At 62.3% G+C, this 12341-nt stretch carries 10 protein-coding genes; all 10 read left to right on the forward strand.

The features are described from left to right. Positions 1-33: 33 nt before the first annotated feature. On the forward strand, positions 34-873 hold the full coding sequence (locus ACOJB8_RS33850; protein WP_475016468.1) for a VirB8 family type IV secretion system protein: 840 nt from the start codon (positions 34-36) through the stop codon (positions 871-873). A 23-nt stretch (positions 874-896) separates the two neighbouring features. Then, entirely contained in the window at positions 897-1676 is a 780-nt protein-coding gene (locus ACOJB8_RS33855; RefSeq protein ID WP_475016470.1) for a TrbG/VirB9 family P-type conjugative transfer protein, read from the forward strand. Further along, complete coding sequence (gene virB10, locus ACOJB8_RS33860; protein WP_475016471.1) at positions 1673-2947, forward strand: type IV secretion system protein VirB10; 1275 nt, start codon at positions 1673-1675, stop codon at positions 2945-2947. The genes ACOJB8_RS33855 and virB10 overlap by 4 nt, the downstream gene beginning before the upstream one ends. Beyond that, positions 2947-3990: a P-type DNA transfer ATPase VirB11 gene (gene virB11 / locus ACOJB8_RS33865; RefSeq protein ID WP_475016473.1), complete on the forward strand. Its 1044-nt coding sequence runs from the start codon at positions 2947-2949 to the stop codon at positions 3988-3990. The genes virB10 and virB11 overlap by 1 nt, the downstream gene beginning before the upstream one ends. Before the next feature lie 61 nt (positions 3991-4051). Next, complete coding sequence (locus ACOJB8_RS33870; protein ID WP_475016475.1) at positions 4052-4399, forward strand: hypothetical protein; 348 nt, start codon at positions 4052-4054, stop codon at positions 4397-4399. Between the two features lie 2 nt (positions 4400-4401). Continuing rightward, positions 4402-6042 (forward strand): type IV secretory system conjugative DNA transfer family protein, encoded by a 1641-nt coding sequence (locus ACOJB8_RS33875; RefSeq protein ID WP_475016477.1) that lies wholly within the window; start codon positions 4402-4404, stop codon positions 6040-6042. After that, positions 6035-7708, forward strand: a complete 1674-nt coding sequence (locus ACOJB8_RS33880; protein ID WP_475016478.1) for an LPD7 domain-containing protein — start codon at positions 6035-6037, stop codon at positions 7706-7708. The genes ACOJB8_RS33875 and ACOJB8_RS33880 overlap by 8 nt, the downstream gene beginning before the upstream one ends. A 63-nt stretch (positions 7709-7771) precedes the next feature. Further along, positions 7772-8467 carry a StbB family protein gene (gene stbB / locus ACOJB8_RS33885; RefSeq protein ID WP_475016480.1) on the forward strand — a complete coding sequence of 232 codons (696 nt, stop codon included), beginning with the start codon at positions 7772-7774 and terminating at the stop codon, positions 8465-8467. A 17-nt stretch (positions 8468-8484) separates the two neighbouring features. After that, complete coding sequence (locus tag ACOJB8_RS33890; RefSeq protein ID WP_475016482.1) at positions 8485-8922, forward strand: hypothetical protein; 438 nt, start codon at positions 8485-8487, stop codon at positions 8920-8922. Between the two features lie 227 nt (positions 8923-9149). Further along, positions 9150-12341, forward strand: a 3192-nt coding sequence (locus ACOJB8_RS33895; protein ID WP_475016483.1) for an inverse autotransporter beta domain-containing protein, incomplete at its 3' end; no start/stop codon positions are given.

Here is a 12341-nt window from a genome sequence, read left to right on the forward strand (position 1 = left end):
ATTACCCAAACCCAGCCAACGGTGAAATGAAGCATGCTCAAACAAGTACTCAATAGAATGCTCGGCAGCAAGAAGTCACCAGTGTCCGGTGGCTCGCCGTCGGCTCGCGGCGTGACTCAGGTGCTCGCTGCCAGCCGTCCCGGCGAGGATCGGGAGATCGGCCAGTGGTATCTGAAGCAGGCACGCGACTTCGAAAGCTCGAAGGTCGAGACCCAGAAGGCGGTTAGCCGCCTGGCGATCCGTGCCGCGGTGGGTTTCGGCGTGATCGCCGCGCTCGCTACTATTGGCATGTCGGCTTTAGTACTCCTAAAGCGCCCGAACCCTCCCGCCGTCCTTCGCGTTGACAACGCGAACGGCACGGTCACGGTGCTGCCGACGACCGCGCACGGCTCCGTGACATGGACCGAGAAGAATGACCGGGCCGACCTTCGCCGTTATGTCGAGATGCGGGAAAGCTACGACTGGGAAACGATCCAGGACATGCACGATGCGATCAAGACCATGAGCGGCGCGCGTGAAAAGGACCTGTACGAAGGGTTTATCCAGGGGCCGGCGTCGCCAGTCAAGATCCTCAAGGATCAGGCGCGCGTGATTGCCCACGTGGGCGTCATTACGTTTATCGGCGACACCGCGCAGGTCTTTTTCTCCAAGGAACTCGTGCCGCTGAATAACGCGATTCCGCGAAAGACCGAGTACTGGGTTGCGACGATCGCGTACAAGCACGACAACGTGCCGGAGCAGACCAGCGAGCAGGATGTCGATCCGACCGGGTTTCGCGTACTCAGCTATCGACTTGACCGCGACCTGTCGCGCACGCCAGCCACTCAGCAGGCGGGTGACACATCAACGTCCGCGGCGGGAGGTGCCCAATGAAGTTGACGATTCTTGCGGCGCTATTGTTCGCCGCGTGGTCGCCGGCCTTTGCGCTGACGGTGCCCGGTCCGTGTGGCACCGATCCCAATGTGCAATGCGCCGAGTACGATCCCAACGAGGTTTTCCAGATCACGACAACCTCGGGCAAGGCAACGCTCATCCAGTTCGAGGATGGCGAATCCGTGCAGACGAAGGGTGCCGGTATGGGCGACGGCAAGGCCTGGGACGCGACCAAGGGGGCGAACTGGATTCTGCTCAAACCTGCGCAGATCAAGCCGGACACAAACTTTCTCATCGTCACCAACAAGCGCCGTTACGTCCTCTCGCTGAAGTCAGCGGGCCGGGGCGATGCGGTCACGTGGGCATTGCGCTTCGACTATCCGGATACCCGCAACAAGAAAATGGCTGCGGAAGCGAAAAAGCGTCAGGCAGCAGCTGACGTGCTTGCCGGTAGTGCGGCGAATACCGGCGCACGCAATACCCGCTATTCGATGCGCGGTGATACCGATCTGAAGCCGACGAATCTCTTCGACAACGGGACATTCACGTACTTCGAATACAACACGGGCCGCGACCTGCCGAAAGTGTTCGCGATCCTGCCGGACGGAACGGAAGGTCTTGCGCCCTACCACATGGAGGGCGACACGATTGTTGTTCACGAGACGGCAGCGCAGTTCGTGATCCGTCTGGGCAAGTCGGTGCTGGGCATCCGCAACGACGCCTATGCGCCGGAAGGTCACTACAACCGCACCGGCACCACGGTTCCGGGCGAGGTCCGCATTCTGAAGGAGAAGGGCGAGTGAGTGATAACAGCCAACACGTTATCGAGGACGCCGCCGAAGACCGCGGCATGCCCGTGATTGCCGGCCGTCGAAAAGGACGCATCGGAGGCATGGTGTTTGCCGCGCTGGGCGCCGTGCTGGTCGCGCTTATCGTGGCGACGATTGCGCTGACCATCCAGCGCATGACGGCCACGCGACAGGCGGCACACAAGGAGGTCGAGCAGCAGCGCAAGGACAAGGCCGAAGCGGGTTCTGGCGCACAGTCCGATCTCGGGACGTTGAAAGCCCGTGTGAAGGCGCAGGAAACGCAGGATCAAGCCATCCAGCGCGCAGCGTCCGAAGCAGCTGCGCAGTCGGCAGCTGCGCACGCCGCCGCGGCGTCAGCGGCATCCGCGGCGATTGTTGCGCCGATCTATGTCGCGCAGCAGCCGGGGACCGCATCCAATCCTTATGGCGGTCAGGTCGCACATACGGAGACGCCACAGGAGCGCCGTCTGGCAGGCGACGTGCTGACGTTCGAGGACGAAAAGAAGGATTCCGCTGGCACGGGCGGAGACGGCGGCGTGCAGGGCATGGTCAAACAGGCCGCGGCACAGCTGGTGCCTGGCAGCGGTGCCGGTCTTGCGGCTCAAAAGTCCACCAATCCGCTCGACCAGCAACTGGAAGGCTCCGACAACTCCAGGGCAGCGGTGCGCAAGGCGGGCTTCTTGCCGAACCTGTCGTACCTGCTGGAGAAGGGCACGATGATCCGGTGTGTGATGGCGACCAAGGTCAACACCACGTATCCCGGCATGACGGATTGCCAGGTTGCGCAGGATGTGTACTCGGCAGACGGGCACACGCTGCTGATTCGCAAGGGTGCAGATGTGAAGGGTGAGCAGCGCACTGCGCTTACGCAGGGGCAGGCCCGGATCATGGTGCTGTGGACCCGGATCGATGATGGTCCGGTCAAGGTGGACATTGATTCGCCGGTGACGGATTCGCTCGGCGGCAGCGGCATGGAGGCCTATGTAGACAACCACTGGTTCGAACGCTTCGGCGGCGGGATTCTCGTCAGTCTCATCTCGGACTTCGGGTCGGCTGTCGCCAATAAGTCCGTCGGCAATAGCGGCATCACCTTCTCGACCACCACGGGCTCAACCGAATCGATGGCTGCGGAGATCCTGAAGGCGTCGGTTGGCATTGCGCCCACCGCGTACTCGAATCAGGGTGTGCAGGTGAACATCTACGTTGCACAGGACGTCGACTTCAGCGACGTGTACGAGCGCGTGCGCGTCGATGAGGGGCAGTAATGGAAAGCGAAAGCATCGTTCTCCCGTATGACAAGACGATCACCGTGCGCAGCCTTCTCAAACAGACCGGGATCATCCGTCACATGAAGACGGAAGGCGTGACGGAGGTGGTCGTGAACCGGCCGGGCGAGATTGCAACGGAAGGTAACACCGGCTGGCGTCGCCACGATGCGCCGGAATGCACGTTCGACGCCCTGAATCAGCTGGCGAACGCCCTGTGCGTGATGAATACCAAACATCTCACGCCGCAGTCCCCGATCCAGAACATCGTCCTGCCCGACGGCGAGCGCGGACAGGTGCTGATCTACCCGGCTTGTGAAGAGGGCACCGTGTCGATCACGATTCGTATCCCGAGCAAGAGGCGCCTGTCGATGGATGACTACGACAGCTTCGAGGCATTCAAGGACTTCGTTGATGTCTCGTATCACAAGTCGGTTCCGGAAAACGTCGAACTGCAGCCGTTCGAGCTCGCCATGCTGGAAGCCAAGGAGACGCGCAACGTGCGGCTGCTGCTCGAACTGGCTGTCGAACACAAGCAGAACATTGTTTTTGTGGGCGGCACGGGCTCCGGCAAAACCACCTTGATGAAGGCGCTTGCGGATCTGGTAGACCCCGATACGCGCGTAGGCACGATCGAGGATACGCACGAACTCGGTTTGCCGAATCAGTGGAACAAGGTTCACATGTTCTATAGCGAGACGTTGCCGCCCAAGGCGATCGTCAAGTCCACGCTGCGGATGAAATTTGACCGCGTGTACCTCGCGGAACTTCGTGGCGACGAAACGTGGGACTACCTTGGACTGCTCAATACCGGCCACGAAGGCGGCATGACCAGTATCCACGCCAACGGCCCGCGCGAGACGTTCGCCCGTATCGCAACCCTCGTCAAACAGAGCGAAGTCGGCCTCGGCCTCGACTACGACTTCATCCTGCGCGAGGCGAAGACGACGATCGATCTGGTGCTGTTCATGGATCACAAGCGACTCACCAAGCTCTATTACGACCCGGTGGAGAAGTACCTGTTGCTCAACGGCATGAAGTGACGCGGATTCCGGCCTGCGCGGGCAGGCCGGCGGCTTTCAATTCTGGAGGAATACGGAAAACATGGATCGCAACAAGATTCTCATACTCGTAATCGTGGTGCTGCTGCTTGTCGCGCTCTTTGCTGCTGTCGGCATCTACGTCGGCGGCTTCGCGTTCGTGCGTCTGGAGAAGCTTCCTGACTCGGCGGTGGGATTTTTCACGCTGCGTGACTACTGGCGTGCCTATGGTGACGTGCATCAGGTCAAGCGGGTACTGGTGCTGTGCAACGCGATCGCGGTGCTGATCACGGCTATTCCCGTCGTCATTGTCGGCTTGATCATAGCCACGCTCGGACGGCGCGCACTGCACGGCGATGCGCGCTTTGCGCGCGACAGCGAGATCCGCCGCGCCGGCCTGGTGGGGGATTGAGCATGGGCCATCGCTTTCCGGGCATCATCGTCGGCTATCACAAGCGCCTGGGCTATCTGGTCTATTACGGCCAGCAGTTTGTGTTGCTCGCGGCGCCCACGCGCTCGGGCAAGGGCGTCGGCATCGTGATCCCGAATCTGCTCACCTATCCCGATTCGGTCGTGGTGCTCGACCTGAAGCTGGAAAACTTCAAGTACACGTCGAAGGTCCGCGCTGCGCACGGCCAGAAGGTGTTCCTCTTTGCGCCGTTTTCGGAAGAGGGGGTGACGCATCGCTGGAATGTGTTCGATGCCGTCATGTCGTTCCCGCCGCATCTGCGCATCGGCGAAGTGATGTCGATCGGGGAAGTCTTCTGGCCGAGCCGCGTTGAGGCGAAGACGAAGTTTTTCCATGACAGCGCGCGCAACCTGTTCCTTGCACTCTCGCTGTACTTGATGGAGACGCCGGGCCTGCCGTTGACCCTCGGGGAGCTTTTCCGGCAGGGTTCCGGCGCGGGGCGTCCGATCAAGCAGTTTGTCCAGGAGGTGCTGCGCAACCGCGCGACGAACAGCGCAGCCGGCCCGGCCCTGAGTCCCGATTGCGTGGATGCGTTCAACCGTTTTCTGAGCATTCCGGACAACACGCTTGGTAACGTTACGGCGACCTTCAATGCGCCGCTGCTGGTATTCGCGAATCCGGTTGTCGACGCGGCAACCAGTGCATCGGATTTCGACCTGGCCTCTGTTCGCTCCCAGCGCATGTCGATCTACTTCGGCGTGACGCCGAACCGGCTTGATGATGCCGCGCAGCTGATCAACCTTTTCTATTCACAGTTGATCAAGCTGAACATGCGCGAGCTGCCGAAGGACAACCCAGCGCTGAAATACCAGTGCGCGATGTTTCTTGATGAAGCAGCCGCGGTCGGCAAGATCGGAATCATTGACCAGTCGAACGCGTATATCGCGGGCTACAACATGCGCCTGGTCACGATCATCCAGAGCGTTGCCCAGCTGCAGCGTGACGACATGTACGGTAAGGACGGCGCCCGGACGCTCGTCACCAACCACGGCATGCAGATCCTCTACCCGCCGCGCGAGCAGGCGGACGCACGCGAGTACTCGGAAATGCTGGGCTATTTCACGGCGGTCCAGCGCTCGCGTGGTCGCAGTACCGGCAAGGGCGTCACGAAGAACAACGGCCAGACGGAGCAAAAGCGGGCGCTGATGATGCCCCAGGAGCTGCGGGAGATGTCGCAGAAAGAGGAAATCATCATCGCGGAGAACTGCAAGCCTATCCGCTGTGAGAAAGCCTTCTTCTACAAGGATCGCGCGTTCATCGATCTGCTCAAGGCCCATAGCCCGACGCTGGCCGCGCTGGGCGATCGCATGCCCGATCAGGACCAGCTGGAGCTTGCGGCGCTTGAGTTGCGAGAACTGAGCGCACCCGTCCCGAGGATCGACATCGAGGCGATGTGGGCGCAACGGCTGCAGGCGCGAATGGTGCAGCCCGAACTGCGGGACGTGACGCACAACGAAATCGCGCTGCTGAAGGCTGAGGACATTGCCAACGCCGATGAAATCTTTGAGGCCATGTGCGAGATGTGGCCGTTTCTTCGCGAAATTAAGACTCTGACTGAATCAAGGGAGGTTGCAAACCATGAGTGAGAACAACGAAATTGGATTCCAGGGCGGCCTGGCGAAAGAGAACAGCTATCGCGTAGTTGAGCCGGGCGTGACTTCCGCATGGGACGAGGCCGCAAACGACGTGAACGCTCGCAATGCCGATGGCCTGCGTCCGATCGAGGTCGCAGCGCGCGCGCTCAACGTTGTTGAATTCCTGACGATCGCCTCGCAGCCGGACTTTAATGCGGCCGACGTCGATCCGCGCGCGCAGGCGAGCCTCGCTCGCGATGACGATTTGCCGGATGCGGCTGAGCGATACGACGCGTTTCTTGAAGCGCTCGAGACGTATGACCGGTTCGTGCGTGCGGCGCACCGCGTGCATCCGGAGCGCGAAATTGAAGACGCGCTCGAATCGCGGCTGGACGATGGCGTGCCGACGATCGAGGCCGCAGACAACCTCCGCATCGCTCCGGTCGATCTCGGCGCTGCCGCGGCCAACGATGGCAATGCCCGCAACGCGGCGAACGATCCGGACAAGAGCCGCGGCGAGCCAACGCTCGCGCCGGATCTTGAGCGCGTGCGTGTCGCGCGCGCCGAAGACCGCGAGGCATTTGAGCGTGCGCAGGCGGATCTGGCCGCGCTGCTGGAAAAGAACGGCGGGCGCGTGGGGAAAGGCCCGGCGCAGGCGCCGCAAGGCGCGACTCCCACGGCCCGCGGCGCTGAAGGCCGGCAGGCGGCCGATGACGGCAAGGAGGGCGAGGGCAATGAGGTCAAGGCGGCGCCGATCTTCCGCAAGGACGGCTTCGAAGTGCCTACGTCGGTGGTGGCGCAGTACGTCGCCTTTGACGGCAAGTATCTGCATCGACAGACGGAAGTTGTGCACTTCCACGACAAGGGCCGCAAGCTCTCGACCGATAGCGAAGACAAGGCGGTTGTGCGCAGCATGATGGAAATCGCCAAGGCGAAGAATTGGGGCGAAGTCCAGCTAAAGGGCAGCGAGGAATTCCGTCGTCAGGGCTGGATCGCAGCGGAACTCGCCGGTATCAAGTCGACGGGCTTCAAGCCGAAGGCGCAAGACCGTGCGCTGCTGCAGGCCGCGCGCGAGGAAATGCGCATTTCGGCGGGCGAGCGCGAGGCTGGCCGTAGCGAAGGTGCAAACACAGTCGAAGCATCCGCTCAGGCGCGCGAGCCGGCCCAGAAGCCCTCCGAACAGACGCCGGCGGCCACGGCGAAACCTGCGGAGCCGCAGGCTGCGCACGAAAGCGCCCCGGCATCAGCGAGCGACGCCCAGAAACCCTCCGAACAGGCACCAGCGGCCACGGAGAAAACCGCGGAGCCGCAGGCTGCGCAGGAAAGCGGCGCGGCGCCGGCGAACGATGCGGCTGCCGTGCAGGCTGCGCGTGCAGCGTTCATGGAACGTGGCAATGCAATCAAGGCCAATGCGCGCCCCGGCTTCGACGCGCTAACGGCGGACGCTGCTCACAAGGTGCTCGAGCAGCGTATCAGGGGGCTGTCGCCGGAAGTACAGGCGCGATTCCGCAACGATGTGGAAAAGCAGATTGACGAAGCGCGAAAGGCCGACAAGGCGCTCACCATTCCCGTGCCCAAGGCAGACCGCATTCTTGTCGAAGCCGCCAGGATGCAGCAGGAGGCACCGACACGCGCAGCTGAGGCGAGCCCGGAAGTGCAAACGGATATCGACCGGTAACCGACTCAACAAGGAGGGGTCGGTCCGGCCCCTTACACCAGCAAAGTTCTCAGGAATCCAATCATGCACGTCTCAATCGTCAATTTCAGCGGCAACGTTGGCAAGAGCACCATCGCCAATCATCTGTTTGCCCCGCGCATGCCGGACGCACCGATCATCCGCATTGAGTCGGTGAATTCCGATGGCTCCGACGGCGCGACGATTCGCGGCGACCAGTTTCGCGAGATTCAGGAAGGCGTGCTTACGCTTGCTGACTCGATCAGCGATGTGGGCGCGTCGAACGTGGAGGACTATGTATCGGGCCTGCGCAGCTTTAACGGTGCGCACGAAGACCTCGACTTCTTCATCGTGCCGACCGTGCCCGATGACAAGCAGATGGTGGACACGATCGCCACGATTGATGCGCTCGCCAACGAGATTGGCGTGCCTGCAGCGAAGATCCGGGTGGTATTCAATCGCGTCAATCAACGGCATACGGTCGAGTCGCAATTCGCGCCGATTTTCAACTGGCACAAGAAAGCGCGCGCGTGCGTGATCGATCCGGCTGCGGCGATCCACAGCAACGAGATCTACTCGCTGCTGCGCGGTACGGAACAGAGCATCGTCGCCCTGGCTTCGGATGAAACGGACTATCGCGCCATGATTGCCGGTGCCGATCCGACCGAGCGGCAGCGCCTCGCGCGGATGATCTCGCTCAAGCGTCTGGCCGCGAGCGTGAAGGATGAACACGATCGCGTGTTCGCCATTCTGACCCGTTGAGCGCGGCGAGCTGAGCGATGAACGGAAACGGAAACCAGATTGAGAATCTTCGCGATGCGATGCTCGAAGAGGCCGTCGGGCAGGTTATCGCACTTGCGCAGAACATCGATGCACTGGTTCGCGCACTGGAGACGGCTGTCCCAAACGCGCGCTCCGAAATCGAAAAGGGCGGCGAGTTCGCTTCCATGCGCTTCGCCAGGGTTGCCGACGAACGTGTGGCGCAGTTCGCGAATGCGACGAAGGAGGTTTCCGCGCTCCGCGAGTTGCTGCTTGGGGAAGTCGCGAGCGCCGCAACGACACACAGCCTGAAGCTGTTTCGTGAAGAGGTCGCGAAGGCGGCGAACGGCAGCCGGCGTCAGCGAGTCCGCGATCTGGCAATGGCTGCGCTATTCGGTGGGCTGGGGGCGCTGGCCGTAGGCGGACTCCTTGTCGCCGGCCTTCACCTGATGCACTAAACAGGGCGTATCGCGCTGGGGGGGGGACGCCGCCCAGCGTGTCACCAGGTCATACCGATAATAAATTAGGAATCCTAATCAGAATGCCGAACTATCTCAGTATTGGTGCGAATACTGGTCGCCACACAAACAGGTCGCGGTTTGCTGCGATCAAGGCGTTTGTCTGCCTGTTTGTGGTCATATTGCTGTTGTCACTGCCTGTGCGTGCGTGGGCAGGGGATGACGCCATGAAGCCGCAACCGACAGGTGATTGGGTTCCGGTCAATGCCGTTTCGGATGATGCTGCAAAGGGCAACGATGGCTGGGTGGCGTTCGAGCCGGATACGACGGCGCCCCGAAGTGCGGCGCAGGCCGCAAGCGCTGTCACGACGGCGGATCGCGCTCCTGCTGCGCTTCCGGCACAGACTGTTGTCGCAGCGCCGCGGCCGATGGCTTCGGCCGCCTTGGGCGACACGTTGCAGGCGAAGACGGGCGCTGCGGCGGTCAATGTGCAGGCTGCTGCCGCACCGGCACTGCCTTCAGTTGCGAGCGAGCGGCATGACGCGAATCGCTCGCAGGTCAGCACGTCGACCTCTTCTGACACAACGGCTGCAGTCGCCGCTTCCGGCAAGACCGCCGAGAGCATGACGGCTAACGCACATACCACGGACGCTGCTGCACCTAGCGCCCGCGCGGTGAGCGCAGTTAAGTCGGTTGTCGTTGCCGCCCCGTCAGTCCCGGTCGCGCCGGTGGTTGTTGTTTCGCAGGCCGTCCCGCCCGCGAAGCAGCAAGCCGTCGAATCGGCCGAATCGCACACGATCGCGTCTGCTGCGCGCCTCGTGGCCGTTGTGCCGGCATCGCAAGCCGCTGCGACCGGCGCGCAAACGCGCGAGCGTGCATCTATCGCTGCCGCGTCGGCATCGGCGCCGATCGCCGCCGTCGCGGCATCCAGCGCGCGCGCAGTGTCTGCAGCTGGTACGCATGGTCAGACCGTTGAAGTTGGGGCGCGAGCGGAGTCGGTTGCGGCAATCACGTTTGGCATGGCGCACCCTTCCAAACTGGCTGCAGCGCCGCTGCAGCTTTCGTACACGTCGCCGGAGGCGAATGCAGCAATGGTGTCCGGCGCAATGACTGGAGGCACCACGGCGATGAGCGGCTTTGAAGCGGCGATGGCGATCGCTGCGTCAGACGCTGCGGCGAACGGACCTCGGGGCGAATGGCAAAAGACACGCAGCGGGCAGTCGCAGGGTGCGACAGAGATGTTGCGCGACCGCGTTAGCTCGGCAGCGGACTCGGCAATTGAGAAGTTTCTGCGTCAGTTTGCTACCACGAGGCTGAACATTGGCGGCGGCAACAAGTTTCATGACTACAGCCTCGATATGCTCGTTGCGCTCAAGCAGACAAAGGAAACCGTCTGGTTTACACAGCTGGGATACCGGCGCTCGAACGCGCTGAGTACGTATTACCGCAACACCGCCAATCTCGGGCTTGGGGTGCGTACCTATGTGGACGATTACCGCTGGCTCCTTGGCGCCAACGTCTTCTATGACCGCGATGTGACCCGTCAACACCAGCGTCTCGGCGTCGGCCTCGAAGCGTGGACGGATTATCTGAAACTGTCCGCGAACGGTTACATGCGCCTGACGAACTGGCGTGATTCCGAGGACATCGTAGGATACCGAGAACGTCCTGCGAATGGCTGGGATATCCGTGCTGAGGGCTATCTGCCGCAGTATCCGCAGTTGGGAATGAAGCTCATGTACGAAAAGTACTACGGCGCTAACGTTGGCCTCTTTGGCTCCAGCGCGCTGCAACACAGCCCCAGTGCTGTCACGGTCGGATTGACCTGGCAACCGGTTCCGCTGATCGGCTTCGACGTCAACTACCGGCGAGGGCAGGGCGGTCATTCGGATGGCGGCGTGATGGCAACGATTGCGTACCGTATGGGTGTGCCGCTCAGGGATCAACTCGAGCCGGCAAGCGTCGGTCAGTCGCGCGAGATCCGCTTTAACCGCCTCGACCTCGTGAACCGCAACAACGAGATCGTGCTGCAGTATCAAAAGAAGGAAGGCCATATCAGCCTGCCTTCGAGCGTGAGCGGCTATCCGGACAGCACGGTGAGCTTCGCCGTCAACGCGTATTCGGGCGTGGGCTTCAAGTCGCTCTCGTGGGAAGGCACGGCGAGCTCGTTTGCCCAGGCCTACAGCGGCGCCAGCGGCACGTTGAACCTGCCTGCGTATAGTCTGGGCGGCGTCAATACATACGACCTGCGCCTTGTCGGCATCGAGAAAGACGGTACGCGCGTAACGTCCAACACGATGACGGTGACGGTCAGCGAGACACTGCTTACGCTCGCTGCGTCGAAGGCATCCGCGCTCGCGAATGGCGTGGAGAGCGTGACTTTTACGGCAACTGTGACCAGCACGAGTGGTGTGGGTGTGGCGGGCCAGACTGTCCGATGGACCGTGCCCGCTAACACGACGCTGGTTTCGTCCACGACCCTCACGAACAGCGCGGGCGAGGCTTCTGCAACCGTGACCTCCACCAAGGCCGGGCTTGTCACAATGCAGGTGCTCGATAGCTCGTCGTCGGCCACGGCCAGCGCGAGCACGACCTTCACGGCCGACACTTCGACGGCAACCGTTTCTACGCTTACGGCTTCGCCCACAAGCATCACGGCCAATGGCACCAGCACGTCGACGCTGACGGCTACGCTCAAGGACGCGAACGGCAACGCGCTCGGCGCGGGCCTGACGGTGACGTGGAGCACGACGTCGGGCACGCTCTCGGCGGCGAACAGCACGACTAACAGCAGCGGCCAGGCGACGGTCACGCTTACCTCGTCCACCACGGCAGGCACGGCAACGGTGACGGCAACGGCTACGGCCGGCAACAAGGCTGTGTCGGTGGAATTTACCGCCGATGCGTCTACGGCCACTGTCTCGACTCTCGCGGCCTCGCCCTCGAGCATCACGGCCAATGGCACCAGCACGTCGACGTTGACGGCAACGCTCAAGGATGCGAACGGCAACGCGCTCGGCGCGGGCCTGACGGTGACGTGGAGCACGACGTCGGGCACGCTCTCGGCGGCGAACAGCACGACCAACAGCAGCGGCCAGGCGACGGTCACGCTCACCTCGTCCACCACGGCAGGCACGGCAATCGTGACGGCAACGGCTACGGCCGGCAACAAGGCTGTGTCGGTGGAATTTACCGCCGATCCGTCTACGGCCACTGTCTCGACTCTCGCGGCCTCGCCCTCGAGCATCACGGCCAATGGCACCAGCACGTCGACGTTGACGGCAACGCTCAAGGATGCGAACGGCAACGCGCTCGGCGCGGGCCTGACGGTGACGTGGAGTACGACGTCGGGCACCCTCTCGGGAACGACCAGCACGACCAATAGCAGCGGCCAGGCGACGATCACGCTTACGTCGTCC

It is taken from the genome of Paraburkholderia sp. BR10141 (assembly GCF_056155635.1).

Bases quoted from the DNA above. Each gene is read 5' to 3' on its own strand.
- stbB (WP_475016480.1), top strand. From the start codon at position 7,772: ATGCACGTCTCAATCGTCAATTTCAGCGGCAACGTTGGCAAGAGCACC.
- ACOJB8_RS33870 (WP_475016475.1), top strand. From the start codon at position 4,052: ATGGATCGCAACAAGATTCTCATACTCGTAATCGTGGTGCTGCTGCTT.
- ACOJB8_RS33890 (WP_475016482.1), top strand. From the start codon at position 8,485: ATGAACGGAAACGGAAACCAGATTGAGAATCTTCGCGATGCGATGCTC.
- ACOJB8_RS33880 (WP_475016478.1), top strand. From the start codon at position 6,035: ATGAGTGAGAACAACGAAATTGGATTCCAGGGCGGCCTGGCGAAAGAG.
- ACOJB8_RS33875 (WP_475016477.1), top strand. From the start codon at position 4,402: ATGGGCCATCGCTTTCCGGGCATCATCGTCGGCTATCACAAGCGCCTG.
- virB11 (WP_475016473.1), top strand. From the start codon at position 2,947: ATGGAAAGCGAAAGCATCGTTCTCCCGTATGACAAGACGATCACCGTG.
- ACOJB8_RS33850 (WP_475016468.1), top strand. From the start codon at position 34: ATGCTCAAACAAGTACTCAATAGAATGCTCGGCAGCAAGAAGTCACCA.